Annotated in this window: 30 protein-coding genes and 1 pseudogene; 19 read left to right on the forward strand and 12 right to left on the reverse strand. The window is 59.3% G+C overall.

Features of this window, described 5'->3' with window-relative positions; genetic code table 11:
• Nucleotides 1-10: 10 nt before the first annotated feature.
• The gene (locus IB248_RS27095) at nt 11-820 is read right to left on the reverse strand and encodes a glycosyltransferase family 2 protein (RefSeq protein WP_018857196.1); all 810 of its coding nucleotides are present in this window, start codon (nt 818-820) and stop codon (nt 11-13) included.
• Between the two features lie 102 nt (nt 821-922).
• Nucleotides 923-1,390: an Lrp/AsnC family transcriptional regulator gene (locus tag IB248_RS27100; RefSeq protein ID WP_018857197.1), complete on the reverse strand. Its 468-nt coding sequence runs from the start codon at nt 1,388-1,390 to the stop codon at nt 923-925.
• Between the two features lie 234 nt (nt 1,391-1,624).
• On the opposite strand from IB248_RS27100, the gene trxB reads away from it, so the two are divergent.
• The 5 genes from trxB to IB248_RS27125 all read left to right on the forward strand — a co-directional run bounded on the left by trxB (nt 1,625) and on the right by IB248_RS27125 (nt 6,452).
• The gene (trxB, locus tag IB248_RS27105) at nt 1,625-2,599 is read left to right on the forward strand and encodes a thioredoxin-disulfide reductase (RefSeq protein ID WP_018857198.1); all 975 of its coding nucleotides are present in this window, start codon (nt 1,625-1,627) and stop codon (nt 2,597-2,599) included.
• A 23-nt stretch (nt 2,600-2,622) separates the two neighbouring features.
• Nucleotides 2,623-3,519: a LysR family transcriptional regulator VtlR gene (locus IB248_RS27110; protein ID WP_018857199.1), complete on the forward strand. Its 897-nt coding sequence runs from the start codon at nt 2,623-2,625 to the stop codon at nt 3,517-3,519.
• Nucleotides 3,520-4,060: 541 nt separating this feature from the next.
• Nucleotides 4,061-4,354, forward strand: a complete 294-nt coding sequence (locus IB248_RS27115) for a metalloregulator ArsR/SmtB family transcription factor (protein ID WP_018857200.1) — start codon at nt 4,061-4,063, stop codon at nt 4,352-4,354.
• Nucleotides 4,355-4,451: 97 nt separating this feature from the next.
• Nucleotides 4,452-5,576 (forward strand): alkene reductase, encoded by a 1,125-nt coding sequence (locus IB248_RS27120; protein WP_018857201.1) that lies wholly within the window; start codon nt 4,452-4,454, stop codon nt 5,574-5,576.
• A gap of 72 nt (nt 5,577-5,648) precedes the next feature.
• Nucleotides 5,649-6,452: an aminoglycoside phosphotransferase family protein gene (locus IB248_RS27125; RefSeq protein WP_169683857.1), complete on the forward strand. Its 804-nt coding sequence runs from the start codon at nt 5,649-5,651 to the stop codon at nt 6,450-6,452.
• Nucleotides 6,453-6,492: 40 nt separating this feature from the next.
• Here IB248_RS27125 and IB248_RS27130 read toward each other — a convergent pair whose 3' ends face one another.
• Complete coding sequence (locus tag IB248_RS27130) at nt 6,493-7,503, reverse strand: NAD(P)H-binding protein (protein WP_062372892.1); 1,011 nt, start codon at nt 7,501-7,503, stop codon at nt 6,493-6,495.
• 93 nt (nt 7,504-7,596) lie between these two features.
• Between IB248_RS27130 and IB248_RS27135 the strand changes: the two genes are divergently transcribed.
• Nucleotides 7,597-8,508, forward strand: a complete 912-nt coding sequence (locus IB248_RS27135; RefSeq protein ID WP_113471211.1) for a LysR family transcriptional regulator — start codon at nt 7,597-7,599, stop codon at nt 8,506-8,508.
• Nucleotides 8,509-8,535: 27 nt separating this feature from the next.
• Here the strand turns inward: IB248_RS27135 and IB248_RS27140 are convergent, their stop codons facing one another.
• Nucleotides 8,536-8,817 carry a DUF2188 domain-containing protein gene (locus IB248_RS27140; protein WP_007534149.1) on the reverse strand — a complete coding sequence of 94 codons (282 nt, stop codon included), beginning with the start codon at nt 8,815-8,817 and terminating at the stop codon, nt 8,536-8,538.
• Nucleotides 8,818-9,047: 230 nt separating this feature from the next.
• Between IB248_RS27140 and IB248_RS27145 the strand changes: the two genes are divergently transcribed.
• Complete coding sequence (locus IB248_RS27145; protein ID WP_026371794.1) at nt 9,048-10,142, forward strand: calcium:proton antiporter; 1,095 nt, start codon at nt 9,048-9,050, stop codon at nt 10,140-10,142.
• A gap of 87 nt (nt 10,143-10,229) precedes the next feature.
• On the opposite strand, the gene IB248_RS27150 is transcribed toward IB248_RS27145, so the two are convergent.
• Both IB248_RS27150 and IB248_RS27155 read right to left on the reverse strand, forming a co-directional pair.
• Entirely contained in the window at nt 10,230-11,432 is a 1,203-nt protein-coding gene (locus IB248_RS27150) for a pyridoxal phosphate-dependent aminotransferase (RefSeq protein WP_025661730.1), read from the reverse strand.
• 126 nt (nt 11,433-11,558) lie between these two features.
• On the reverse strand, nt 11,559-11,789 hold the full coding sequence (locus IB248_RS27155) for a hypothetical protein (RefSeq protein ID WP_162763449.1): 231 nt from the start codon (nt 11,787-11,789) through the stop codon (nt 11,559-11,561).
• Between IB248_RS27155 and IB248_RS27160 the strand changes: the two genes are divergently transcribed.
• From IB248_RS27160 to IB248_RS27170, 3 genes and pseudogenes are all read left to right on the forward strand, one after another.
• Nucleotides 11,720-12,184 (forward strand): hypothetical protein, encoded by a 465-nt coding sequence (locus IB248_RS27160; RefSeq protein ID WP_348648627.1) that lies wholly within the window; start codon nt 11,720-11,722, stop codon nt 12,182-12,184. The two genes, IB248_RS27155 and IB248_RS27160, sit on opposite strands and share 70 nt — an antisense overlap.
• Nucleotides 12,181-12,498: pseudogene (locus IB248_RS27165) on the forward strand (class GN sortase); the annotation flags it as partial. The gene IB248_RS27160 and the pseudogene IB248_RS27165, both read left to right, overlap by 4 nt.
• A gap of 166 nt (nt 12,499-12,664) precedes the next feature.
• Nucleotides 12,665-13,813 (forward strand): PQQ-dependent sugar dehydrogenase, encoded by a 1,149-nt coding sequence (locus IB248_RS27170; RefSeq protein ID WP_018857208.1) that lies wholly within the window; start codon nt 12,665-12,667, stop codon nt 13,811-13,813.
• Between the two features lie 8 nt (nt 13,814-13,821).
• Here IB248_RS27170 and IB248_RS27175 read toward each other — a convergent pair whose 3' ends face one another.
• Complete coding sequence (locus tag IB248_RS27175; RefSeq protein WP_018857209.1) at nt 13,822-14,307, reverse strand: hypothetical protein; 486 nt, start codon at nt 14,305-14,307, stop codon at nt 13,822-13,824.
• Nucleotides 14,308-14,409: 102 nt separating this feature from the next.
• Between IB248_RS27175 and IB248_RS27180 the strand changes: the two genes are divergently transcribed.
• The 3 genes from IB248_RS27180 (at nt 14,410) to IB248_RS27190 (ending at nt 16,557) form a co-directional block, all read left to right on the forward strand.
• Entirely contained in the window at nt 14,410-15,324 is a 915-nt protein-coding gene (locus IB248_RS27180; protein ID WP_018857210.1) for a DMT family transporter, read from the forward strand.
• Nucleotides 15,325-15,789: 465 nt separating this feature from the next.
• Nucleotides 15,790-16,005 carry a cold-shock protein gene (locus IB248_RS27185; RefSeq protein ID WP_007534130.1) on the forward strand — a complete coding sequence of 72 codons (216 nt, stop codon included), beginning with the start codon at nt 15,790-15,792 and terminating at the stop codon, nt 16,003-16,005.
• A 141-nt stretch (nt 16,006-16,146) separates the two neighbouring features.
• Entirely contained in the window at nt 16,147-16,557 is a 411-nt protein-coding gene (locus IB248_RS27190; protein ID WP_018857211.1) for a BA14K family protein, read from the forward strand.
• Nucleotides 16,558-16,619: 62 nt separating this feature from the next.
• On the opposite strand, the gene IB248_RS27195 is transcribed toward IB248_RS27190, so the two are convergent.
• On the reverse strand, nt 16,620-17,267 hold the full coding sequence (locus tag IB248_RS27195; protein ID WP_018857212.1) for an MBL fold metallo-hydrolase: 648 nt from the start codon (nt 17,265-17,267) through the stop codon (nt 16,620-16,622).
• A 217-nt stretch (nt 17,268-17,484) separates the two neighbouring features.
• Between IB248_RS27195 and IB248_RS27200 the strand changes: the two genes are divergently transcribed.
• The 6 genes from IB248_RS27200 (at nt 17,485) to IB248_RS27225 (ending at nt 22,318) form a co-directional block, all read left to right on the forward strand.
• Nucleotides 17,485-18,093 (forward strand): DUF1236 domain-containing protein, encoded by a 609-nt coding sequence (locus tag IB248_RS27200; protein ID WP_018857213.1) that lies wholly within the window; start codon nt 17,485-17,487, stop codon nt 18,091-18,093.
• Nucleotides 18,094-18,331: 238 nt separating this feature from the next.
• Nucleotides 18,332-18,598, forward strand: coding sequence for a hypothetical protein (locus tag IB248_RS27205; RefSeq protein WP_018857214.1), 267 nt, complete (start codon nt 18,332-18,334; stop codon nt 18,596-18,598).
• Between the two features lie 523 nt (nt 18,599-19,121).
• Nucleotides 19,122-19,619 (forward strand): MarR family transcriptional regulator, encoded by a 498-nt coding sequence (locus IB248_RS27210; RefSeq protein WP_018857215.1) that lies wholly within the window; start codon nt 19,122-19,124, stop codon nt 19,617-19,619.
• A complete protein-coding gene (locus tag IB248_RS27215) occupies nt 19,620-20,321 on the forward strand; it encodes a response regulator transcription factor (protein WP_018857216.1) in 702 nt (233 codons plus the stop codon). It begins immediately after the preceding gene.
• Between the two features lie 28 nt (nt 20,322-20,349).
• Nucleotides 20,350-21,729: an ATP-binding protein gene (locus tag IB248_RS27220; protein WP_018857217.1), complete on the forward strand. Its 1,380-nt coding sequence runs from the start codon at nt 20,350-20,352 to the stop codon at nt 21,727-21,729.
• 7 nt (nt 21,730-21,736) lie between these two features.
• Nucleotides 21,737-22,318, forward strand: coding sequence for a DUF1349 domain-containing protein (locus IB248_RS27225; RefSeq protein ID WP_169683855.1), 582 nt, complete (start codon nt 21,737-21,739; stop codon nt 22,316-22,318).
• Here IB248_RS27225 and IB248_RS27230 read toward each other — a convergent pair whose 3' ends face one another.
• The 4 genes from IB248_RS27230 to IB248_RS27245 form a co-directional block, all read right to left on the reverse strand.
• Nucleotides 22,319-22,660, reverse strand: a complete 342-nt coding sequence (locus IB248_RS27230; protein WP_018857219.1) for a tRNA-binding protein — start codon at nt 22,658-22,660, stop codon at nt 22,319-22,321. It abuts the gene before it with no gap.
• An 11-nt stretch (nt 22,661-22,671) separates the two neighbouring features.
• Nucleotides 22,672-23,490 (reverse strand): pyrroline-5-carboxylate reductase, encoded by an 819-nt coding sequence (proC, locus tag IB248_RS27235; RefSeq protein ID WP_018857220.1) that lies wholly within the window; start codon nt 23,488-23,490, stop codon nt 22,672-22,674.
• Nucleotides 23,491-23,991: a YbjN domain-containing protein gene (locus IB248_RS27240; RefSeq protein ID WP_018857221.1), complete on the reverse strand. Its 501-nt coding sequence runs from the start codon at nt 23,989-23,991 to the stop codon at nt 23,491-23,493.
• Nucleotides 23,992-24,383: 392 nt separating this feature from the next.
• A complete protein-coding gene (locus IB248_RS27245; protein ID WP_007534115.1) occupies nt 24,384-24,644 on the reverse strand; it encodes an accessory factor UbiK family protein in 261 nt (86 codons plus the stop codon).
• Nucleotides 24,645-24,675: the final 31 nt, after the last annotated feature.

Consider the following 24,675-nt stretch of genomic DNA (forward strand, 5'->3'; position numbering starts at 1 on the left):
CCTTTGGACCTTAGTGCCTTCCCGCATCATCAAAATTCGGATGCCGCTCGGCTGCCTTACGCTGATACAGCTTCGCCTGCGTCAGAAAGGCGTACACAGCACCTGTCATAGCTTCTATGAAGCCCGACGGCCCGCAACGCCATAGACCGTTATGAAAATAAAGGCGCCAGAAATAGAGCACCGGGCTGAAAATCAGTCTGAGGAAGGTCGTCCCCTCGCCTAAGGCGAAGTGCTGATCGGCCTTCAGGGTCGAATACTTGTTTTCCTTGAGGATCTGATCATCGATGATCAGTGGCCGGTAATGAAGAAGGCTGCCGGACTTTGCGTCCTCGACACGCCCCGTCGGCACTATGCCTTCATGAACAGCTTGCGTGAGATCATATGCGCCCCTGCCCTTGCGGATCAGCCGCAGGTTCCTGCGCTCGTGCACATGCACAGGGGTGTAGCCGTAACCGACCAGATAGGGGCGACGCGCCAGCCGCCACCCGACAATATCCTCGGAAGCGGCAATGAGCTCCGGCAAAAGCTTCCGCAGGGGTGCATCGAGCCGTTCATCGGAATCGATATTCAAGCGCCAAGGCTGCGTACACTGATCGAGTGCGAATTGCTTCTGCCCTGCGTAACCGCGCCAATTCTCGTGAAACACCCGGATCGGCCAGCCATTCTCGATATAGGACTCCAGCAGAGCAATCGTCCCGTCCGTCGAACCGGAGTCAACGACCACAATCTCCGCGCACTTATCCAGGCTCTCGATGCAATTGCCGAGATACGCTTCTTCGTTCAAGCAAATGATGAACGCGGAAATGGGCAATTTGGTCATTGGAATGATCTTCGTGTCTTTTTCCGCGGCAGAGCTAGCAAAGCGCCTTCACTACGGCATAAGCCGTTTCATTCATAGAGCAATGCTGCTTCTCTTGGCCGCTCAGACTTCGACCAGGCCCACCCGCTTGACCTGTCGGATCGTCAGCATCGTCCGCACGGTATCCACATGCTCATTCGCCGTCAGTACCTCGATAACGAAATCCTGGAAGCGCGTCAGGTTCTCTGCAACACAGTGCAGAAGGAAATCGCTATCCCCGGAAACCATCCAGGCCTGCCGCACGAGAGGCCACTGCGTAGTGGCGGCGGCAAAAGCCTTGAGGTTGGCTTCCGACTGATGCTTGAGGCCGACCATGCAGAAGGCGACAAGGTCGAAGCCGAGCTTCGGGCTGTTCAACATCGCGTGATAGCCTTCGATGACGCCAGTCTCTTCGAGCTTCCGCACGCGACGCAGGCACGGGGGCGCCGAAATCCCGACGCGGTCGGCGAGCTCGACATTGGTCATACGTCCGTCTGCCTGCAGCTCACGCAGTATCTTTATATCGATGGCATCGAGTTCGGCGCGAAGCACAATCCTGCCCTTCCTTTAATTCCTGGTCGCCAGCTTCTATATAAAGCGACGGAATTCGCAAGAAAGTTTCAACACGGCGATGGATTGTTGCACAGCGCGCCGAGAAAGCCTTGTTGGTAACGCAGGGCTGCCCTTGAATAAAAGCACTGGACGTTCATAAATGGCGAATGGATCGCGAAACGGCCTCATTCGCCTCTTAGCCGCCGCTCTCCCGACAGTCGAAAGGAAATACCCATGTCCGCCCGCCACACCAAGGTGCTCATTATCGGCTCCGGCCCTGCCGGCTACACGGCTGCCGTCTATGCAGCCCGTGCAATGCTGAAGCCAGTGCTGATCGCCGGCATGGAGCAAGGCGGACAGCTGATGATCACCACGGATGTGGAGAATTATCCGGGCTTTGCCGATCCCATCCAGGGACCTTGGCTGATGGATCAGATGCTGCAGCAGGCAAAGCATGTCGGCGCCGAAATCGTCAACGACATCGTCACCGAAGTCGAGATGAACCAGCGCCCGTTCGTGGCCCGCACCGACAGCGGCCAAGTCTGGACCGCCGATACCCTGATCATCGCGACCGGCGCCAAGGCAAAGTGGCTGGGCATCGAGAGCGAGCAGCATTTCCAGGGCTTCGGCGTCTCGGCCTGCGCGACCTGCGACGGTTTCTTCTACCGAAACAAGGACGTCATCGTCGTCGGCGGCGGCAACAGTGCCGTGGAGGAAGCGCTATACCTCTCCAACATCGCGAAGTCGGTGACGGTCGTTCACCGCCGCGACAGCTTCCGTTCGGAGAAAATCCTCGAGGAACGGCTGTTCTCGAAGGAGAACATCAAGGTCCTCTGGAACACCGAGGTCGCTGAAATCACCGGCACGCCGGCCAAGCCGCCGATGCCGCCGTCCGTTACGGGCGCTCGCCTGCGCGACACGCGCACGGGTGCGATCACCGAGGTTGCGGTCGACGGCGTCTTTGTTGCTATTGGACACGCCCCGGCAACCGAGCTCTTCAAGGGCAAGCTGAAGCTGAAGGATAATGGCTATCTCTGGACCGCACCGGATTCGACGGCGACCAGCCTCGAAGGCGTTTATGCCGCTGGTGACGTGACCGACGACACGTTCCGCCAGGCGATCACCGCCGCCGGCTTGGGATGCATGGCAGCTCTCGAAGCCGAACGATATCTGACGGGCCATATGCCCGTCGCCGTGGCCGCAGAGTAGGACCGGCTATGAGGGGTGGGGGAATGCCATTGGATTGGGACAAGCTGCGTATCTTTCACGCAGCTGCCGAAGCGGGTTCGTTCACGCATGCGGCGGATAAACTGCATCTGTCCCAGTCCGCGATCAGCCGTCAGGTCAGCGCACTCGAGCAGGATGTCGGCACAAAGCTCTTTCACCGCCATGCGCGCGGTCTGATTCTGACGGAACAGGGCGAACTGCTTTATCGCACCGCCCACGACGTGCTCCTGAAGCTCGAAACCGTGAAGATGCAGCTAACCGAGACGACGGAAACGCCGACCGGAAAGCTGCGCGTAACGACGACGGTCGGCCTTGGCCAGGGTTGGCTGACCGACAAGATCCAGGAGTTCATGCAGCTCTACCCGGATGTCCAGATCCAGTTGATCCTCGACAACGAGGAAGTGGATGTGAACATGCGCTACGCGGATTGCGCCATCCGCCTGCGCCAGCCGGTGCAATCCGACTTGATCCAGCGCAAGCTGTTCACCGTTCACATGCACGTCTATGCGGCCCCCTCCTACATCAACCGCCATGGCGAGCCGCAGACGGTCGAGGACCTCGACAACCATCGTATCATTACCTTTGGCGAGCCCGCGCCGAGCTACCTGCTCGATGTCAACTGGCTTGAGGTCGCTGGACGCTCGTCCGACAACAAGCGCATCCCGCATCTGCAGATCAACAGCCAGACCTCGATCAAGCGCGCATGCCTGCTCGGCATGGGCGTTGCCTGTATGCCCGACTACATCGTCGGACGAGATCCTGGCCTCATCCAGCTGCCGATTAACGCTGACGTTCCGTCGTTTGATACGTACTTCTGCTATCCTGACGAAATGAAAAATGCCGCCAAGCTGAAGGCTTTCCGCGACTTCATCGTCAGCAAGGCACGCAACTGGAACTTCTAGTTGCTCACCCTAGAAATACAAGCTGTGCAATATGCGCATGTCTGGCATGCATAAACTGGGGTTGCCGTTTGCTCATTAAAGCACCATATCGCACACAGCTGATGCACACGGTGGCTTTTCCTCCCAGTTCCACCGCATTAGCTGTTCCCCTCTGGAGGTTTTGACCTTCACACCTATAAGGGCCCCGATCTTTCGGCGGCCCTCTTTTTTTGCCCGATTTTTTCGCATTGCAGCAGAAAATTGTGCAGCGCATAGCAGGCATGCGCAAACATGCATTGCAATCTGCCTCTTGAAGCAGCATATCCCACTCAGCTGATGCATTTCGTGGCTTCTCTCCCAGTGCCACCGCGTTAGCTGTTCCCCTCTGGAGGTTTATTGACCTTCACACCTTTAAAGGGCCCCGATTTTTCGGCGGCCCTCTTTTTTTGCCCAGAATTTAGCCAGATCCGAAAGAGCAGCAAATCACGCCGTCGTGTCTTGCATATCGAGTGTTGCCGATCCATATATCGTCTACGGACGATTTATAATTCGAAGAACGACGATGGAAAAAGACGAGATCCTGAAGGCGATCGCCCATCCGACCCGGATGGAAATTCTGAACTGGCTGAAGAAACCTGAGGAGCATTTCTCCACACAGGAACATCCGTTTGAGATGGGCGTCTGCGCCAGCCAGTTTGAGCGCTGCGGCCTGTCTCAGTCGACCGTATCAGCGCATCTCGCGACCCTGAACAGAGCAGGGCTTGTGACGACGAGACGCGTTGGCCAGTGGATCTTCTACAAGCGCAATGAGGAGACCATCGCGGCTTTCCTCAAGCAACTTTCGAAGGATCTGTAGCGTATGCGGCTGCGGCCCTAATTGGGCTCGCATCGTAACCTCCTCCCCCATCTTCGGCCTCGGCCGAGTGATCCTCCCGCACCAAGAAAGGACTCTCATGAGCAAGCTTTTCGAACCGACAAAGGTTGGCGACATTGCCATCAAGAACCATATCGTGATGGCGCCGCTGACGCGCAACCGCTCGCCGGGTGCCGTTCCGAACGACCTGAACGTCGAATACTACCGCCAGCGTGCGACGGCCGGCCTCATCATCACCGAGGCAACGGCCATCACACATCAGGGTCAGGGTTACGCGGACGTTCCCGGGCTTTACAAGAAGGAAGCGCTCGACGGCTGGAAGCGAGTGACGGATGCCGTCCACGCAGCAGGAGGCAAGATCGTCGTGCAGATGTGGCATGTCGGCCGTATCTCGCATACGACGCTGCAGCCGAACGGCGGCAAGCCCGTCTCTTCGACGAACCGCATCGCCAAGGCCAAGACGTACCTCGTCAATGACGATGGCACTGGCGCCTTTGCCGATACCTCCGAGCCGCGCGCCCTTCAAACCTCGGAAATCCCGGGCATCATCGAGGATTACCGCAAAGCTGCGCGCGCCGCGATCGACGCTGGCTTTGACGGTGTGGAAATTCACGGTGCAAATGGCTACCTGCTCGACCAGTTCCTGCGCGACGGCGTCAACGACCGCACCGATCAGTATGGTGGCTCGATCGAAAACCGCGCCCGCTTCACTTTCGAAGTGGTAGACGCCGTGACCAAGGAAATCGGCGCAGGCCGTACAGCCATTCGCATTTCGCCTGTCACGCCTTCGGGCGAGAGCTACGACTCCAACCCGCAAGCGCTCTTCACCCATGTCATCGAAGGCCTGGCGAAATATGATCTTGCCTATATTCACGTCATCGAAGGCCAGACCGGCGGCGACCGCGACTTCAAGCAGGGCACCAACGCCGCCTTCGACTATAAGGCTCTGCGCCAGGCCTATGAAAAGGCTGGCGGCAAGGCGAAGTGGATGGTCAACAACGGCTACGACCGGGACCTGGCGATTGATGCCGTCGAGAGCGGCCGCGCCGATCTCGTCGCTTTCGGAAAGCCATTCATCGCCAATCCGGATCTCGTGGGACGTCTGGAAAAGAACCTGCCACTGAATACGCCCGTGCAGGCCACCTTCTACGGCGGCGGACCAAAGGGTTACATCGACTATCCCGTGATCGAAAAGGCCGCCTGAACCATCAAGTGCCAACGGAATCCCGCCATTCGGCGGGATTTTCTTCTTCTAGCGCCTAGCTAACATGGCGCCATGTTCGAGTCGTACATCAAGCGCTGGCGACTGACCGTCGACGGCGAACCGATCATCACTCATTCCAGCCACCTCCTGCCCGTTCTCCGGGACGGCAAACCCGCCATGTTGAAAATCTCCAATGACGAGGCCGAGCAGGCTGGCGGCGCTTTGATGCAATGGTGGGGTGGCATCGGGGCAGCGAAAGTCTACGCCCACGACAACGAGGCAGTTCTGCTCGAGCGTGCAATGGGCCATCGCTCGCTGTTGGGAATGGCAATGGACGGCGCGGACGATACGGCGACCCGCATCATGTGCCGCACCGTCGCAGAACTTCACGCCCCACGCGAACAGCCTTTGCCGGACCTCATTCCACTGGCCCGCTGGTTTCGTGACCTGGAGCCGGCAGCACGTGCCCATGACGGCATTCTGGCCGAGTGCAACCACATCGCTGGAATACTGCTTGGAAATATCAGCGATCCCGTGGTCCTGCACGGCGACATTCACCACAGCAACATCCTCGATTTCGGCGAGGACTGCTGGCTGGCAATCGACCCCAAAGGCCTCATCGGCGAGCGTGGCTTCGACTACGCCAACATCTTCGCCAACCCAGATCTTCCGACAGTCACTTCCCCGGGCCGTCTGCAGAGGCAACTCCGGATCGTCGCGACCGAAACTGGCCTAGAGCCGAAACGGCTGCTGCAATGGATAGTCGCCTATTCCGGCTTGTCGGCGGCCTGGTTTCTGGGCGGCGGATCGACGGAACTGGCCCAAAGCCCCCTCGCAGTCGCGCGCATTGCGCTTGCCGAACTACAGCAGGGATAGGCACGCCGTAGGAGCCTCGCCGAGGCAGGCAAAAACAACACTAATACACCGCCTGCGCGGACGCGCGAGCCTCGAGTTCGTTCGGCTCAGCCGCCAGACACCCGAGTGCGACCAGGGAGCTACGAACAGCGTCGTCGATCGGGGTATGAGGCTCGCTGCCGAGTTCGGCAACCAACCGTTCGTTCGACATCCGCAGCGGCTCGCGCCAAAGGTACCGCATTTCCTTCAACTCGCGCATGAAGGTGACGAACGGGGCGGCCAGAGGCACGATCCACCACGGGAAGGCCCGCGTCTTTATCCTACTGCCGACAACCCGCTTGATTGCAGCGGCCATCTGGCTGCCATCGGCATCCCAGAAGCCATCCATGTGATACACGGCGAAGGGCGGAAGGCGATCACCACGCTCGACCAGACGGATCATCGTCTCAGCAACATCGGGCAGGTACGCCCACTGGTGTCCGACACCCGGCCGGGCCGGGTTCTTGACGGCCTCGACCGACTTTCCCGGCGTGACCATGCCTTGCGAAAACCAGCTGTTGGCAGCCCCCGGCCCGAAGTAGTCGCCGGCCCGAACGATGATGACGCGCGCGCCACTGCGCGAGGCAATCTCCAGTCGCCGTTCCATTTCGGCGCGGATCGCTCCCTTCATCGTCACGGGCTGCTGTGGACTATCCTCCCGAAGAACCGGAAAGGCATCCGGTCCGAAATTATAGACCGTGCCCGGCAGAACGATGCGCGCACCAACCGAATGTGCAGCGGCGATGGTGTTGTCGAGCATCGGGAGAACGAGCTTTTCCCAATCGCGGTAGCCCGGCGGATTGACAGCATGAATGATAAGGCTGACGCCGCGCGCCCCGGTCACGAGATCCTCGGCGTTCATCGCGTCGCCTTGGACCCACTCGAAGTCGGGCGCTTTCGCGCGAGCCTTCGCTGCATCGCGGTTCAGCGCCCTCACATGCCAACCGCACGCGGCGAGCTTCCGAGCGACCTCCCCTCCGATCCCGCCTGTTGCACCCAGTACCAGAGCAACCTGTCCGTTCTGCCCAGTCATGATGATCTCCGTCAATTTGAACTGAGCCAATCATGCGGGCATTTTCGGATAAACGAAATTGACGAATCTCGTGTCGCAGATATACATAAATGCATGAAGAGAGAACCGGACTGGCATTTCTACCGGACGCTATTGGCTGTGCTGGAACACGGGTCGCTTTCTGCGGCGGCACGTGACCTCGGCCTGACGCAGCCGACCGTCGGACGGCACATCGATGCGCTCGAGAATTCAATCGGCTCGCAACTCTTCGTCCGCTCGCCGAACGGTCTGTTGCCAACCGATGCAGCCCTTGAACTGAAACCCTATGCCCAAACGCTCGCAGCGACATCCGCCGCCCTGCTGCGAACTGCCTCGGGACATCGAGAGCAGGTTGCCGGCACCGTCCGGATAAGCGCCAGCGAGGTCATCGGCGTCGAGGTACTGCCTCCCATCCTTGCACCGCTGATGGCTGCCCATCCCGATCTCAACATCGAGCTTTCGGCGTCCGACGCGATCGAGGACCTTCTCAATCGGGAGGCGGATATTGCCGTCCGGATGGCAGAGCCGACCCAGGATCAACTTATCGGCCGCCGCATCGGAGAGATACCGCTCGGCTTTCACGCCCACCGGCGCTACCTGGCGCAACACGGCGCACCACTGGGGATGGCCGACCTCGCACGACATCGCCTCGTCGGCTTCGACCGGCAGACAGCCTATATCAGGACCATGATGGCGCGCTTTCCATTGCCAGACAATCTCGTCTTTGCGTTCAAGAGCGACAACCCGCTCGCGCAAATCTCGGCCATTCGTGCGGGTCTGGGGATTGGAATCTGCCAGATGGGCATCGCCGCGCAGGACCCAGATCTGTTGCCGGTTCTGCCCGAACTTTTCCGGATACCCCTCGACACGTGGGTCGTCATGCACGAAGGGATCAAAACGGCACGCCGCTACCGCGTCACGTTCGACGCGCTGGTAGACGGCCTGTTGAATTACACCAAGGGAACTGCGCATAAACGCCGGGGTTGATCATCACATGGATGATGACCCCTGTGCTCATGCGCGCGGCGAGGCTTCGCTGGAATGGCTTTTCCAGGTGCCGTCGACAACCTCAGTCTCCGGCCGGTCTCCGCCTTCGGCATACTCCTCATGCCATTTACCTTTGTCATCCTGCCAGCTGATCTCGGCGGAATCACCGCCAACCTGCTGTTCAGCTGCAACGATACGGGCTGCCTCAAGCGCTTCGGAGTGTGTCGGGAATGCTTCGGAGTAGACACCGCCCAACCGGTAGGCCCAGCCTCCGTCGTGAGGAACGACCTCGTAGACCACCTTGACCATGCCTCTCACTCCTCTTCTTCTTGTTTCGCGCTCGAATACTGACCGGATGGCATCCAGTGCGCGGGCCGCGTTGGAGGAAACGAGAGGGCGCCGCGATATGCTTCCGGCTGACCGATGCGTTAGTATTCCATTAAATTCTCAAGACTGCAAACTTACTCCCTCCGCTCACTAGCTTGCCATGCAAAATCATCGTTTTAGACTTGTCGGATGAATCGAACTCGGAGCTTTCCGTGAAAATCGCGTCGCGGCTGAAAGACGAAACGTTCCTGGTGTTGGCGATAGGCGTCGCGGCTATCGCCTATGTGTCGGAACATGCATTTCTTGAAATGGGGCGTGAGATATCGCTGATCGCCGCTGCTGGGCTCGTCGCCACCATCGTCCTTGCCTCAATCCGTGTCGCCCACCATGCGGAGATTCTCGCGATCAAGGTCGGCGACCCCTACGGCACGATGATCCTGACGCTGTCGGCAGTTGCAGTGGAAGTGATCATCCTCGCGATCATGATGACCGGCGAAAGCTCTCCGACGCTCGTGCGCGACACGATCTATTCAGCCCTGATGCTCGACATCAACGGCATACTCGGCCTCGCCGCGCTGCTCGGCGGCTTGAAGCACGGCGAGCAGCCGTACAACGACAACTCGGGCAAGACCTACGGCGTGATGATCCTGACCGCCATGGGTATCTCGATGATCGTTCCGGAATTCGTGCCGGCGGAAAAGTGGCACTACTACTCCGCCTTCACCATCCTGGCGATGATCGCCCTCTACGCACTCTTCCTGCGCATGCAGGTCGGTCAGCACAGTTACTTCTTCAGCTACGCCTATCCTCGCAGCGAGCGGAAAGGCGATCCGGATGAGCACTCGATCGAAGACTCCACGACCGCGTCGATCACCACCATCCTGGTTGGGGTCGTCATCATCGGCCTGCTCGCGGAATTCATGTCGACCTTCATGACGGAAGGCCTGCGGAATTCTGGCGCTCCCGTTGTCCTGACCGCCATCGTTGTCGCAGCGATCTCGGCGTCGCCCGAGATCTTGACGGCCCTTCGCGCGGCGCTGCGAAACCGCATGCAAGCGACCGTGAACATCGCCATGGGCGCGTCGCTATCGACCGTCATCCTCACGGTTCCGGTCATGGAGGCCATTGCCCTTTACACCGGCCAACCGTTCATCATGGCGATGACGCCGGTGCAGACCGTGATGGTGGCGATTACGCTGATTGCGGCGGCCATCAACCTCAACGACGGTGAGACCAACGCCATCGAAGGCATGACGCACTTCATCCTTTTTGTAACGTTCCTGATGCTGTCGGCGCTGGATCTCTGACACCGCCAACTCCAATCCTGCAAACAAAAAGCCCGCCGTCTCCGGCGCCGCCGTCTCCGGCGGGCTTTTGTTTCGAGATAGTTCTGACTATTTGCAGGCGCCGCAGAAGCGCTGGATGCGCTTGCAGGCTTCCTCGAGCAACGCTTCCGACGTCGCGTAGGAGATGCGGAAGTTCGGGCCGAGGCCGAATGCCGAGCCATGAACGACGGCAACGCCTTCGCTCTCCAACAGTTCAGAAACGAAGTCTTCGTCGGTCTCGATCACCTTGCCCGACGGCGCGGTCTTGCCGATCAGGCCGGCGCAGGACGGATAGACGTAGAAGGCGCCTTCCGGCGACGGGCACGTGATGCCCTTTGCCTGGTTCAGCATCGACACGACGAGGTCGCGGCGGCCTTCGAAGATCTTCTTGTTCGCGGGAATGAAATCCTGCGTACCGTTCAGCGCTTCGACGGCAGCCCACTGGGCGATCGAGGTCGCACCTGAGGTCTGCTGGCCCTGAATCATATCCATGGCCTTGATCAGCTGGATCGGGCCTGCTGCGTAGCCGATACGCCAGCCGGTCATCGCGTAAGCCTTCGAAACACCGTTCATGGTCAGCGTGCGGTCGTAGAGCTTCGGCTCGACTTCGACAGGCGTGACGAACTTGAAGTCGCCATAGGTCAGGTGCTCGTACATGTCGTCCGTCAGCACCCAGACATGCGGATGCTTCAGCAGCACGTCCGTCAGGGCCTTCAGTTCGTCATGCGTATAGGCAGCACCCGACGGGTTGGACGGCGAGTTGAAGATGAACCACTTCGTCTTCGGCGTGATCGCCTTGTCGAGGTCGGCGGCCTGGAGCTTGAAGTTGTTTTCCTGCGTCGCCGAAACGATGACGGGCGTACCGCCGCACAGCGAGACCATTTCCGGATAGGATACCCAGTACGGCGCCGGGATGACGACTTCATCACCCGGGTTCAGCGTCGCCATGAAGGCGTTGAAAAGGATCTGCTTGCCGCCGGTGCCGACGATCGTCTGCTCCCACGAATATTCCAGGCCGTTCTCGCGCTTGAACTTCGCGGCGATCGCCTTGCGGAGTTCAGGGATACCGGAGACCGGCGTGTACTTCGTCTCGCCGCGGTTGATCGCGTCGATGGCAGCCTTCTTGATATTATCAGGCGTATCGAAATCCGGCTCGCCGGCGCCGAGGCCGATCACATCGCGTCCTTTTGCTTTCAGCTCGCGCGCTTTCTGGGAAACGGCGATGGTGGCTGAAGGCTTCACACGGGAAAGAGCATCGGCAAGAAAGGCCATGATATCGGTCCTATACGGTTGATTTGGGCAGAAAAGCCGGGACCGGAATTCTGCGCTAAGCTCTATGTCCAATGTAGGCAGGCATTTCAAGCGCAAAGGCGTGATGGTGCCAATGATTCTTCGTGATCAATCGCCTGACCCAGCGTCCTGATTCGCGAGCTCGCGCGTTTGGCTGGCTGAATCATTTTGCGAAGTGCTTGAATCAGTTTCTGAAGAGAGTTGCGATTTACGCCCGGAAATCAAAATCCTCGGCACTTTTGGCCCTTGCCACGAATTGGTCGCAACAAATGCCGCGGCCTGCCGCAATTCGGTCGCGAGCACGCCGAGATCGAAGCCCCATTTTGTTGCATCCGGCATTGGTTATTGAGGGCATACCCATGTTTCTGGAAGACGAGTTTGTCATCAGGCGCCTTCGCGCCCGTCGCGTATCCATCTCACTACTGGTTGCAGTTGTGGCTTTCGCTGCGTCGATCCTTATGACCTTCGGGCTGGTAACGACGGTCTACGCCGAAGAAAGCCAGCAGGTGTCCGCACAGTCAGCCACATCGCAAATGGCAGCCGCGCCAACGGTAAAGGCAGTGGGGCTTGGCGCACAGAACTCCGTGTCGGTAAAGCTGCCGCAAAGGGCGACAGGCGCTGACGAACGGATCACCCGCGGCAGCCTTATGCTTCTAGCCGCACTGGTCGCGACATGCGGGCTGGCCATCTGGCGCCGGCGACTACACGGCGTCTTTGCCGGAGCCAGCCAATGACGCCCGTGAATTCGGGACCCAGAGTTCGAAACCACGAGGCGGACGAATTCGGCCCGCTTCCGACCTATATCGAGCTCGCCATGGCGACGGCGGCGGCAACCGCTTACGACGCGAATACAGCGCAGGAAAACCGTATGCGCCTGCCCCGTCTCTCCGTCATCGAGAAGGCAATTGTCGTTAGCATCGCCGCTCTTGCGCTTTACGGAACGGTGCTGATCGCCGGCGGGCTCTATATCAAGGCCAAGGCCGAACTGTCGCAAATTCTCTCGCAGCACTCCTTTGCCGCCGAACTTCGTAGCGAAGACACCAGGCCTTGACCGTGGGCGGATCTCGCCACCGAAGCAGAGGTCCCCACTCGTCTACCCGCGACCGATCGTCGCCTCGCCATCGGCAAACACAAAGCCGTTATCCCACGCGAATGAGGTTGAAGCCGGTGGACGACGCTCCACGTTGACCAGACGACAGGCATTGGGACAGACCATGACGACACTTGCACGGCTTCCATTCGGCTTCTTTCTCGCAACCGCGGCATTGGCCGCCTCCCCAAGCTTTTCTGCCGACATCGTCAAGACGAAGACGGTCGAGGTTCAAGTCGACACCATTGCAACAGGCCTCGAGCACCCCTGGGCCGTGGAGGTGCTCCCTGATGGTTCCTATCTCGTTACCGAACGACCGGGACGGCTGCGCATCATACGCGACGGCAAGCTCTCTGCCCCCATCGCCGGCGTCCCTGAAGTCAGCGCCCGGGGGCAAGGTGGTCTGATGGACGTTGCGATCGCGCCTGATTTTGCAACAAGCCGCCAGATATTCCTCACGGCCGCGACCAGGGCCAGGGGCGGCTCCGGCACCGAGGTATTCAGCGCCACGCTGTCAAATGACGGAACAAGGCTGAACGACGTCAAATCCATCTTCACGATGAAGCGCTTCACCGGCGGCAACATCCAGTACGGCTCCCGCATAGCGTTCGGCAAGGACGGCTCGCTGTTCATCAGTGTCGGTGACCGTGGTGACAGGGATCGTGCCCAGGATTGGAAGGACGATGCCGGCTCCATCATCCACATCAACGCCGATGGCAGCATTCCCACCGACAATCCCTTCAAGGACGGCGGCAAGGCGCTTCCGGAGGTCTGGTCGAAGGGCCATCGCAATCCGCAGGGCATCGCCTTCGATGCCGCAGACGGCAAGCTCTACACGGCGGAGCACGGCGCCCGCGGCGGTGACGAAATCAACTACATCGAGCCCGGCAAAAACTACGGCTGGCCGATCATAACCTACGGACGCGACTATTCGGGCGCCGAGATCGGCGAAGGCACAGCCAAGGAAGGGCTTGAGCAACCGCTTTATTATTGGGACCCGTCGATCGCGCCGGGAGCATTGGCCATTTATCGCGGCAAGATGTTTCCCGAATGGGACGGCAACTTTCTCGTTGCTGCGCTGAAGTTCCAGCTGCTGTCGCGAATGCAGCGCGATGAAGGCGGAGCTTTCGTCGCCGAGGAGCGGATTTTCGACGGCTCCTATGGCCGCATGCGTGATGTGATCGTCGCACCCGACGGCGCCCTGCTGCTCCTCACGGATGAAGACGATGGTGCCTTGCTAAGAGTGTCGCGGGCGCCGGTAAACAATGGTTGACACTAAGCCTAGAGGCCGGCGCGCAGTTCCTTTCGAAACATAAACTTCAGGGCGGACCATGTCTCATCGACAGCGCAGACTTTGACGTCAACCAGCCCCAAAGGCACGAATATCGATCGCAGAACGTCTTCGGTGACTGTGGTCGGCACCCGCGCCGCCTTCTTGGGCCAGGAAATCCAAAGCATCCCGTCGGGCTTGAGAGCGCCCGATACAGCCCGGGCAATACCTTCCAGGACTACCCGGCGGGCTTCGAAAACATGCACGTAGTCGAAGCGACGCTCAATCATTGATGGCAAAGCTTTCGTAACGGAGGAGAAATGCTCAAAGGATTGTATCTCGGCGATCTCGGGTACACCGATCAGCAGCGCCGCCTGCCCTTCCCTCAGGCCGAGCTTTCGCGTGAGCGAGTTGCCGCAATACCCCGCTGGCGCATCATGGCGCTGTTGTCGCGGCGCAGCCTTTTCGTCCGCCGATGAAACCGTTTTCGTTGCCATCCGTTTGCTCTCAGGCGCTTACCCAGTGGCGACATTCTTCACCCTTGCCCAAACCAAAGGCAACTGCTAACGCTCGCCCATACTCTCCGCACCGAGGACGACATGACGCGCATTCAGGCGAACCTCCTTCTATTGCTTGCAGCTGCCATCTGGGGCGGCGGCTTTGTCGCGCAGTCGACGGCAATGAAGGCAATCGGTCCGTTCTGGTTCATTGGCCTGCGCTTCGTGATTGCCGCAGTCGCGGTCCTGCCGTTCATGCTCTTCGAAGCCCGCAAGGCGCGGGTAAAGACCGCGCCGCGCCATCTCAAGCTCTATCTGCTGACGGGTCTTGCGCTATTCGGTGGCGCCGCCACCCAGCAGATCGGCCTGCAGACGACGACCGTGACGAATTCGAGCTTCATCACCGGCCTCTACGTCGTGATCGTCCCCCTGATCGCTGTCGTCTTCCTGCGCCGCTCCCCGCACTGGATCATCTGGCCCGGCGCGATCATGGCCGTTTCCGGCATCTACATGTTGTCCGGTGGCCAACTCTCGGCACTGACGACCGGTGATCTGCTCACGGTCGTCTGCGCGGTCTTCTGGGCCGGGCAGATCACCCTGGCCGGCATCACAGTGTCCGAAACCGGGCGCCCGCTTACCCTTTCGACCGCCCAGTTTGCGGTGACCGGGGCCTGCGCGCTCGTCGTTGCCATCGTCGCGGAACCGATCAGTTGGGCAGCGGTCTGGGCGGCAGCCCCCGAGATCCTCTACGTCGGGATATTCTCGTCCGGTGTCGCCTTCTCGCTGCAGGTCATCGGCCAGCGCTACACGACCTCGTCGCAGGCAGCGATCTTCCTGTCATCTGAAGCACTCTTCGGCGCCTCGCTCGGCGCTCTGCTGCTGGGCGAAACCATGCCGCCGCTCGGCTACGCCGGCTGCGCGCTAATGTTCACCGCCATGCTTCTGGTTGAGGTGGTGCCCGAAATTACGCGCCGTCGAGCTTCGGAGAGGTTGAAACCGAGCCCAAACTTGGGTTGAACGCCCGGAAAAGAAAAAAACTTTAGCCTTTGCGTAGTCGCGTTAGCGTTGCATTTTTGGCAAAATCTGCTCCCAAACTATATTGCCAACGATATAAAGCGTTGCTCGGCGGCGGCTAACGACCAAAATTTTGCTCTGGGCGTGCAAAAATGCCTCCTATAGGTGCCTTTCAGCACAGACGCGTTAAAAAACTTTTGCTTGCCAAAATTTAATAATCGCAGCACTCTCACCGTGTTCGGGCATTTTGCGAGCATGGGAAGTCCTTGAGAATGTGCGCGCCGGAGACGCTAAAATTCCGGTCAACCAATTCCGAGAAAGCGGGCGTCAGTCCCGTGGTGAGTTTGGTTGTGCTAGAGGGGACCTTTTTCTCACATTTCAATAATTGCCTGCTAACGTCTCCGTGAGGAGGCAATATCAGTGATGCTGCCCGTGTGGATGGCGGGCAGAGATAAAAGGACCTGACGCATGGCCGAGACTGGCACAGTAAAATTCTTCAACACCGACAAAGGTTTTGGCTTTATCAAGCCGGACAAGGGCGGCGCGGACATCTTTGTACACATTTCTGCCGTTCAGGCTTCTGGCTTGGCCGGACTGACGGAGAATCAGAAGGTTAGCTTCGACACGGAGCCGGACCGCCGCGGCAAGGGCCCCAAGGCTGTCAACCTGCAGATCGCAGGCTGAGCCTCTAGCCAACGCTGTCAATTCGAGTTGAAGCCCGGCAGCGATGCCGGGTTTTGTCATTCAGCCTGCATTCAGATCGCGGCCCTTACCTTGCCATCATCAAGGTGCAGAACCGGTATCGGTTAAAACAGGGAAATACAAATGAACAGGCTTGCGAAGACGCTCCTTATGACGGCAACCGCTGCTGCCCTCGCAGTATCATCGATCGGGGTCGCGTCGGCTGGTGACTGGCACCGTCACCACCATGGCGATGATGCGCTTGTCGGTGGCGCCGTCGGCCTTGCAACGGGTCTGATTGTGGGTTCAGCCATTGCAAGCGCGCCGCGTTATGATGAGCCGCGCTACATCGACCCGCCCTACGACCCGGAATACGAAGCCGTTCCGGTCTATCGCGCTCCCCCGCCCCGCTACTATCGTCCGGTTGCCGCCGACATCGAGCCCTGGACTCCGCAGTGGGAACGCTACTGCTCCTATCGCTACCGGTCGTTTGACCCGCGCAGCGGCACATTTATCGGCAACGATGGCCGCAGCCACTTCTGCAACGCCGGCTAATCGCCTGAACGCGCAATCAAACACGAAGCGCCGCCTCTCAGCGGCGCTTTTGTTTTGGGTGCTCAGATCCCTTGCAGGAAGGGATTGCTCCGTCGCTCGTCGCCGATCCGGCTGCCCGGCCCGTGTCCGCAAATGAAGCCGACGTCATCGCCCAGCGGCAAGACCTTGTCGCGGATCGAATCGAGCAGTTGCTGGTGATTGCCCCCGGGTAGATCCGTCCGACCGATCGAGCCGTTGAAAAGCACATCGCCCAGATGGGCAAAATTCTGTGCGCGATTGAAGTAGATGACATGGCCGGGCGCGTGGCCTGGTGTGTGGTACACCTCGAACTCGTGCGTGCCAAACGAGACCTTGTCGCCATCCTTCAGCCAACGATCCGGAACGACATTCTGCATGCCCGACGGGATGCCATACTTTTGCGCCTGGGTCTCGATCCGCTGCAGCAAGGGAAGATCGTCCTCGTGCGGACCGACGATATCGATGTTAAGGGCTTCCTTGAGCTCCCTAGCTCCACCTGCGTGGTCGAGATGGCCATGTGTCAGCCAGATTTCCTTGATGTCGAACCCGTTCGCCGTGATGGCCTCGAGGATCGCCGGGACATCGCCGCCGGGATCGACAACGACGCCTTCCTTGGTCTCCGGGTCGAAGAGGATCGTGCAGTTCTGCTGAAATGGTGTCACCGGAATAATGCCGGCCTGGAGCATGCCCATGAGTGCCTCGCTTGTCTTTGTCCCGGGTTCCTATAGTCCGAAATCACACCGTGCGCAGCCCGCGATTTAGTGAACACAGTCTGGCTTCAGGGTTCGATCACCAGCCACGTTCGAATTTAACACGTCGATACAATCGTTTACCGGCGAAAGCGAAGGCGGCGGAACATCGTCTGCACCCCAAACGTTACTTGCCTGTATTAAGACAAGGAGAAACGAGATGACCTTGAAGCGAAATCTGTTCCTGGCTGGCGCGATCGTCGTGGGAAGCGCCGGTCTTGCCCAGGCGGACATGGTTGCCACGGCCATCAACGATCTGAACGTTCGCGCAGGCCCCGGTCCGCAATATCCCTCAATCGGAATCGCGACGCGCGGCTCGCAGGCAATGCTGGATGGTTGCATCCAGGGAAGCCGCTGGTGCCGTGTTGACGTCAACGGCGTGCGTGGCTGGGTCTATGCTCAGTATCTGCAGGTCGAACAGGGTGGCAGCACCGTCGTCGTCGAGCAGCACCAGTCCGATCTAGGCGTTCCCGTCGTGACCTATGAGACGACGGCAAGCGTCGCTCCTGAGCCGGCACCGGGCGACGAGTTGCTTGGACCGGTTGGCTCCGTCGACGCCGTTACCCCACCTGAAACCGTCACGACCTATGTCCAGACCAATCCGGCACAGACCGTGCGCCTCGGTGGCGATGTCGTCGTGGGTGCTTCCGTGCCGGCTGATGTGACGTTCCAGGAAATTCCGGACTATCAGTATCGGTATGTCCGAATCAACGATCGACCGGTCCTTGTGGACCCCGGCAGCCGCCGCATCGTTTACGTCTACAACTGATTGTAACGCACAACATGGAAAAGGCGCCCCGCGGGCGCCTTTTTTTGCGCAGACAGCGTGGAAAACTTTCACGCGTGGGTTGCTCTCCATTCCACTAAATATTCAATCATGATAAAATACTGAAATTCAGACGATATCCCCTGCTCCCGGTCGGAGGTCGGATCGCCTGTAGGGCTGGCTATCCTTTCGGATCGCGCAGCCGGCAGTGGCGTTTGAGGAAACGCGAAGGAGGGAAATCGTGGAAGCCTTATTGCCCATCATCACACAGGTAATAGCGGGTGCAGTCGGCGGCAATGTCGCAAGCGGCGCGTTGAAGCAGGTTGCAATCAATACCGTCGCCCGGACGATCGCCGGCGCGATCGGTGGCATCGGCGGTGGCATGCTGCTCAGCATGGTCGGCGGCGAAGCTGCAATGACCGGTTTGATTGCCGACGGTATCGGCGGCCTGATCGGCGGCGGCATCCTGTCGACGATCGTAGGAGCGGTAGCCGCCCGCGCACGATAGATAGCCCATCGAGAAGCGGCCGAGGCTCCCTGGGAACCCGGTCGCTGTCCTTTGCTGGAGGATAGTCGGCGGCAGCGGCCACGCGATCTATCTCTCTTACATAGTCGCTCATCAGTGTTTCGCTGATCGTCGCCGGCATAAACCGGTGTGGCCCGATTTCCGTCACAGCCCAGCCGTGTTCTCCCATGAACACCAGGTTTGCGGCGTGAAACCCATAGGTCGACACGTGGATCTTTGCGTTTTTCCACTGAACGAACGCACCGCAGCCGTTCGCTCTCCTCCGCTGCCCGTACGCCATTGTTGTTGATTGTTATCCCCGATACGTTTTATCCACTGACAAAGGGGAAAATTACGCATTGTGGTGAAGTTTGCGAAGTGGGGCCAAATTTCCGGTGGAAACGGCATCCCCTTCCGGCTTCGCGACGCGTGGGGGAAGCAAGCAACGGCGCAAAGATACGTCAAATGCTGGCATATTTTTATCTGAGCTTCCCGCGAGGTGCGCAACAAGAAAGGAAATGCCAAATTGGCACGCCAGACGAGCCCAAAGGCGGGCAAGCCCGAACTGCTGAAAATGCCGATGGAAAACACAGAAACCATCGATTTTGAGATCATCGAGCTTCTGTTCTTCTCCTATCGTGACTTCGTTTCGGATCCTGACGCCATCCTGGCAGAGATCGGCTTCGGGCGCGCGCACCACCGTGTCGTTCACTTTGTTAACCGCAACCCGGGCATGACGGTTGCCGATCTGCTGGATACGTTGAAGATAACCAAGCAGAGTCTTGCAAGAGTGCTCAAACAACTCATTGATTCGGGGTATATTCGACAGATTGCGGGGCCTGAAGACAGGCGGCAGCGCAAGCTCTATCCTACCAAGATGGGGCGCGAGCTTGCTCTTGCTCTGGCGGAGCCGCAATCGCGCCGTATTGAGAGAGCATTCGACGGGGCTTCTCCGGAGGTACGGGAAGGCATAAAGGCCTTCCTCAGAGGTATGCGGAATAGACCAAACTCGAGAGCGGATTGAATGGCGACAAAGACAGTGATTTCGGACGACGCTGCGCACTTGCTTGTTGTGGATGACGACACGCGTATCCGCGCCCTGCTCAACCGCTATTTGACCGAGAACGGCTTCCGGGTGACCGTGGCCGCGGATGGCGCGGAAGCTCAACGCAAGCTTGCCGGCTTGGATTTCGACCTCATCATCATGGACGTCATGATGCCGGGTGAGTCCGGGATCGAAGTGACCAGGGGTCTGCGCACGATCAAGAACGTGCCAATCATCATGCTCACGGCGCTGGCGGAGTCAGGCAGCCGCATTGAGGGCCTCGAGGCAGGCGCCGACGATTATCTGGCCAAGCCCTTCGACCCACGCGAGCTCGTGCTGCGCGTCAACAACATCCTGCGCCGCAATGTCTCGAACGATGCGCCGAAAATCGAACAGGTGATGTTCGGACCATATACCTTCTCGCTCACACGCAAGGAGCTGAAGAAGGCGTCCGAAGTCGTCCGGCTGACGGATCGCGAGCAGGAAATCATGCTGCTGTTCGCCAAACGCGCCGGCGATACCATTCCGCGACACGAGCTTATCGGCAACGATGTTGATGTCGGTGAGCGCACCATCGATGTGCAGATCAATCGCCTGAGACGCAAGATCGAGGACGATCCCGCAAATCCGGTCTGGCTGCAGACGGTTCGTGGTATAGGATACCGATTGAGCATCGATTGACAGTCGCAACCCCAGGACCAGCGGCCAAATGGTGACATTCGACTCTCTTCGGCGCGACGACCGCTCGCCCGCCCGCGGCTGGCGGTGGATGCTGCGCAGATTTCGGCTCTATCTGCCGACGGGCCTGTACGTCCGCTCGCTGCTGATCATCATTATCCCCATGGTGCTCCTGCAGTCTGTTGTCGCCGCCGTATTCATGGAGCGCCACTGGCAGATGGTGACCCAACGCCTTTCAGCTGCCGTCACGCGCGACATAGCGGCCATCATCCAGATCATCGAGACTTATCCGCAAGATACGGACTTTAGCGAAGTCACCCGTATCGCACGCGATCAGATGAACTTGCAGATCTCGATCGAACCGGACGGCGATCTGCCATCGCCACGCACAAAGCCCTTCTTCTCCATCCTGGACGGTATCCTGAGCGACGAGATCAGCGATCAGATCAAGCGCCCCTTCTGGATCGACACGCTCGGCGACTCCAGCCTCGTCGAGATCCGCATCAAGCTGGAAGACAAGATCCTTCGCGTATTGGCACGGCGCAGCTCGACCTATGCCTCCAACACTCACATCTTCATTGTGTGGATGGTTGGCGCCTCGCTGGTCCTGATTGGCATATCGATCCTCTTCCTGCGCGGGCAGATCCGCCCGATCCTAGCGCTGGCCAACGCCGCCGAAAACTTCGGCAAGGGGCAGAAGGCCGACAACTTCCACCCGCGTGGCGCAGATGAGGTTCGTCGTGCGGGCCTTGCCTTCATTCTGATGCGCGAGCGCATCGAGCGACAGATCGAGCAACGCACGGCGATGCTGACCGGAGTGAGCCACGATCTGCGCACGATCCTGACCCGCTTCAAGCTGCAGCTGGCACTGGCCGGCGAAAATCCGGAGCTTCACGGCCTGAACGACGACGTCAACGATATGCAGTCGATGCTCGAGGCCTACATGGCGTTTGCCCGAAGCGAGGTCGAAGAGGACGTTGGCGACCTGAAGCTCAGCGAGCTCTTCGCACGAGTGGCGGCAGACTTCGAACTTCACGACGGCAAGAAGCTTACATACTCGATCGACGGAGACGACGAGATCTTGGTGCGCCCGAACGCCTTCACGCGCCTTGTGACCAACCTAGCCTCAAATGCCCGCCGCTACGCCAACACGCTCGACATCAACGCCAGGCACAGCGCCAAGTGGCTGACGATCACCTTTGACGATGACGGCCCGGGGATTCCAGAAAGGAACCGCGAGGACGTCTTCAAGCCGTTCTTCCGGCTCGACGAAGCCCGAAATCTCGATGCCTCGGGCACCGGCCTGGGCCTCGCAATCGCTCGCGACATCGCACGAAGCCACGGCGGCAACGTCACGCTTGGCGACAGCCCTCTGGGTGGCCTTCGGGCGACCGTCCGCCTGCCCGCGTGAGGAAAAGATGACGATGGACACGAGCTCAATGACATGGCTGAACCCGCCGCCTCGCTTCGAGATGCGCGGCGGGGATTTGCATGTCTGGTCGGGACCCAAGACCGATTTCTGGCAGGGGACATATTACGGCTTCCACCGCGACGACGGACATTTCCTGCACCGGTCGCGACAAGGCGACTTCACCGCCGAGGTTTCCTTCTCGGGACGCTACCAGGAACTCTACGATCAGGCTGGCCTCATGGTACGGGCTAATGCCACGCATTGGATGAAATGCGGGATCGAATATACCGATGGCGCCATGCATTTCAGCGTCGTCGTGACCAACGGCAATTCCGATTGGTCAGCCTTTCGGCTCGACCACACATTCGAGCGCATGGGCGTGCGGGTGACACGCAATGGCGATGCGCTGTTCATTCAATACAGAACGGACCGCATGGAAGATTGGCGCATGGCACGCCTTGCGTGGTTCGATCCGGCGTATGCAGAGGTTGCCGTCGGGCCGGTATTCTGCTCGCCGCAACGCGCCGGCTTCGAAGCCGTATTCCACGATTTCTCGCTGACCGATCCGCTGTCGCGCGAGATCCACTGATCACATCAGCTTCTTGCCGTTCGGTACGGGCTTGTCGGTTCCTGCAAGAACGATCGCTCCCGCCTCATCCTCGAAGCCCAAGGTCAGGACTTCCGAGCGGACCGGGCCGATCTGCCGTGGCGGAAAGTTCACCACGCCGAGAACCTGCCGACCGACAAGGCTCTCGGGCGTATAGTGAACCGTAATCTGTGCCGACGACTTCTTGAGACCGATCTCTGGCCCGAAGTCGATCAGCAGCTTGAAGGCCGGCTTTCGCGCCTCCGGAAACGGACTTGCCTCGACGATCGTACCGACACGAATGTCGACACGCTCGAAGTCGGCATAGGTGATTTCGTCAGCCATACAGGTTGTCCTCAGCCGGCAAGCTCTTCGGCGCGCCTGCGCGCTGCCGCGAGGGCCTTGTCGAAAAGAGGCTGCATCGCGTCCTCGGCCATCAGGACCGAAAGCGCGGCGGCGGTCGTGCCGCCCGGCGATGTCACGTTCTGCCGCAGCCGCGAGGCGTCGTCGGGGGACTGGTGCAAAAGCTCACCAGCCCCCGCGACCGTTTCCCGTGCAAGACGCATGGCAAGGTCCGCCTGCAAGCCAAGTTTACGGCCTGCCTCTGCCATACACTCGACGAGATAAAACACATAAGCCGGTCCGCTTCCCGACAGCGCCGTAACGGCATCGATGTCGGCTTCGGTTGGAACCCATTCTACCGGACCGGATACACGCAAGAGAGAATGGACGTGCTCACGCTGCGCATCGGTGACGCGGGCATTGGCAAACGCACCCGTAACACCACGACCGACCATGGCCGGGGTGTTCGGCATAGCGCGCACCATCGCAGCCTCACCGAGATGCTTTTCAAGAAACAACAGCGTCTTTCCGGCGGCGACCGACACAACGACGGTTTCTGATCCCACCGTTCCCTTGACCGGAGGCAGCACGGCATCCATCACCTGTGGCTTGACCGCCAGAAAGAGAACGCCTGCCGTCAGCCCGGCAGGAGCCGAGGTAACGTGCGTTACGCCGGCATCGTTGATTGTTTTCATCATCTGCTCGGACGGACCGGGATCGATGACGACGATGGAAGAACCGGCCACTCCGCTCTTCAGCCAGCCAGAGAGCATTGCGCCCCCCATATTGCCGGCACCGATAAGAACGATAGGACCTGAAGATGCGGATGACATTTACGCCTCGCCGACGGTTTCGAAGAGAACCGCTTCCATGGCGCGGTTCGCCTCCATGCCCGACCAGATCACGAACTGGAACGCTTGATAGTACGCCTCACAGGTATCGAGCGCACTAGCGAGCAAAACCTCGACCTGTCGATTGGTCGGCTCCGCACCGCCGGCAAGCAGCAGCGACTGACGGAAGATGATGACATCTTCCTGGCGCCAAAGATCGAAGTGTCCCATCAGGACCTGGCCGTTGATCGCGGCCAAGAGCTTGGTGACCTCGTTAACGCGCTGTTCGGGAACCTTGACGTCGAAGGCGCAGCCAAGGTGCAGCGCCTCGAACTCTTCCATCCAGGAAAAGGAAACGTGGTAGTCGGCCCACTTCCCTTCAACCGTCATCGCAATTTCGTCGTCACCCGACCGCTCGAAAGACCAGTCGTTATTGGCGGCGACGTACTCGATCATATCGACCGGGTTCGACTGACGCTCGACTTCCAATTCCATGAGGCTCATGCAGCACCTTCTTGACCGGAGTGAATGCGAACCAACTTCGTCAACGAGACACAAGGAGAACACACGCAACAGCCGGAACCACCAACCGTGATGACCGTTGAACCACTACCAGACTTAACGCAGTCAAACCTGCCTGGAGCTTACCAACCGCTTCGAATCATCATTTAAAATCAGTGTATAACGGGCTCGGCGACACGCCAGCCCCTGAAGGCCGTTTTAGGGAACGGCACTGTGGAAAGCTTTTCGGGTTTAGATTCAGAAGGAGGGTTTAAATGACTCTGCCCATTGATCTTTTTGGCAGTGTCCACAGGTGGATAACCGCACCTGGTTTTTAGGCCGCAGCCGCGGTGTGTCTCATAAAGGTCACACCACGGCCTGTCTCACAACGGGAATTACTTGCCCTTGGCCGCAAGCTTCTCTTCAAGGGCGGCGATCCGCGCAAGCAGCGCATCATTTTCATCGCGCGCCTTGATCGCCATTTCGCGTACGACCTCGAATTCCTCGCGCTTCACGATGTCGAGCGTATTGAGCCAGCGCTCCGCCTGCGCATTGAAGGCTGTCTCGATTTCCTTGCGCACACCCTGGGCAGCGCCGGCCGCATCTGTCATCAGCTTGGCGAACTCGTCCATGATGCGGTTTGCTCCAGTCGTCATGGCGATTTTCTCCCTTTGCTATAGACCAGTT

This window comes from Rhizobium sp. RHZ01 (assembly GCF_014851595.1).
Lineage (GTDB): Bacteria > Pseudomonadota > Alphaproteobacteria > Rhizobiales > Rhizobiaceae > Rhizobium > Rhizobium altiplani.

What these genes read in the sequence shown, in the direction of transcription:
- IB248_RS27095 (WP_018857196.1), bottom strand. Translation starts at nt 820, where the DNA reads ATGACCAAATTGCCCATTTCCGCGTTCATCATTTGCTTGAACGAAGAA.
- trxB (WP_018857198.1), top strand. Translation starts at nt 1,625, where the DNA reads ATGTCCGCCCGCCACACCAAGGTGCTCATTATCGGCTCCGGCCCTGCC.
- IB248_RS27110 (WP_018857199.1), top strand. Translation starts at nt 2,623, where the DNA reads ATGCCATTGGATTGGGACAAGCTGCGTATCTTTCACGCAGCTGCCGAA.
- IB248_RS27115 (WP_018857200.1), top strand. Translation starts at nt 4,061, where the DNA reads ATGGAAAAAGACGAGATCCTGAAGGCGATCGCCCATCCGACCCGGATG.
- IB248_RS27120 (WP_018857201.1), top strand. Translation starts at nt 4,452, where the DNA reads ATGAGCAAGCTTTTCGAACCGACAAAGGTTGGCGACATTGCCATCAAG.
- IB248_RS27125 (WP_169683857.1), top strand. Translation starts at nt 5,649, where the DNA reads ATGTTCGAGTCGTACATCAAGCGCTGGCGACTGACCGTCGACGGCGAA.
- IB248_RS27130 (WP_062372892.1), bottom strand. Translation starts at nt 7,503, where the DNA reads ATGACTGGGCAGAACGGACAGGTTGCTCTGGTACTGGGTGCAACAGGC.
- IB248_RS27135 (WP_113471211.1), top strand. Translation starts at nt 7,597, where the DNA reads ATGAAGAGAGAACCGGACTGGCATTTCTACCGGACGCTATTGGCTGTG.
- IB248_RS27140 (WP_007534149.1), bottom strand. Translation starts at nt 8,817, where the DNA reads ATGGTCAAGGTGGTCTACGAGGTCGTTCCTCACGACGGAGGCTGGGCC.
- IB248_RS27150 (WP_025661730.1), bottom strand. Translation starts at nt 11,432, where the DNA reads ATGGCCTTTCTTGCCGATGCTCTTTCCCGTGTGAAGCCTTCAGCCACC.
- IB248_RS27160 (WP_348648627.1), top strand. Translation starts at nt 11,720, where the DNA reads ATGCCGCGGCCTGCCGCAATTCGGTCGCGAGCACGCCGAGATCGAAGC.
- IB248_RS27155 (WP_162763449.1), bottom strand. Translation starts at nt 11,789, where the DNA reads ATGCCGGATGCAACAAAATGGGGCTTCGATCTCGGCGTGCTCGCGACC.
- IB248_RS27170 (WP_018857208.1), top strand. Translation starts at nt 12,665, where the DNA reads ATGACGACACTTGCACGGCTTCCATTCGGCTTCTTTCTCGCAACCGCG.
- IB248_RS27175 (WP_018857209.1), bottom strand. Translation starts at nt 14,307, where the DNA reads ATGGCAACGAAAACGGTTTCATCGGCGGACGAAAAGGCTGCGCCGCGA.
- IB248_RS27180 (WP_018857210.1), top strand. Translation starts at nt 14,410, where the DNA reads ATGACGCGCATTCAGGCGAACCTCCTTCTATTGCTTGCAGCTGCCATC.
- IB248_RS27185 (WP_007534130.1), top strand. Translation starts at nt 15,790, where the DNA reads ATGGCCGAGACTGGCACAGTAAAATTCTTCAACACCGACAAAGGTTTT.
- IB248_RS27190 (WP_018857211.1), top strand. Translation starts at nt 16,147, where the DNA reads ATGAACAGGCTTGCGAAGACGCTCCTTATGACGGCAACCGCTGCTGCC.
- IB248_RS27195 (WP_018857212.1), bottom strand. Translation starts at nt 17,267, where the DNA reads ATGGGCATGCTCCAGGCCGGCATTATTCCGGTGACACCATTTCAGCAG.
- IB248_RS27200 (WP_018857213.1), top strand. Translation starts at nt 17,485, where the DNA reads ATGACCTTGAAGCGAAATCTGTTCCTGGCTGGCGCGATCGTCGTGGGA.
- IB248_RS27215 (WP_018857216.1), top strand. Translation starts at nt 19,620, where the DNA reads ATGGCGACAAAGACAGTGATTTCGGACGACGCTGCGCACTTGCTTGTT.
- IB248_RS27220 (WP_018857217.1), top strand. Translation starts at nt 20,350, where the DNA reads ATGGTGACATTCGACTCTCTTCGGCGCGACGACCGCTCGCCCGCCCGC.
- IB248_RS27225 (WP_169683855.1), top strand. Translation starts at nt 21,737, where the DNA reads ATGACGATGGACACGAGCTCAATGACATGGCTGAACCCGCCGCCTCGC.
- IB248_RS27230 (WP_018857219.1), bottom strand. Translation starts at nt 22,660, where the DNA reads ATGGCTGACGAAATCACCTATGCCGACTTCGAGCGTGTCGACATTCGT.
- proC (WP_018857220.1), bottom strand. Translation starts at nt 23,490, where the DNA reads ATGTCATCCGCATCTTCAGGTCCTATCGTTCTTATCGGTGCCGGCAAT.
- IB248_RS27240 (WP_018857221.1), bottom strand. Translation starts at nt 23,991, where the DNA reads ATGAGCCTCATGGAATTGGAAGTCGAGCGTCAGTCGAACCCGGTCGAT.
- IB248_RS27245 (WP_007534115.1), bottom strand. Translation starts at nt 24,644, where the DNA reads ATGACGACTGGAGCAAACCGCATCATGGACGAGTTCGCCAAGCTGATG.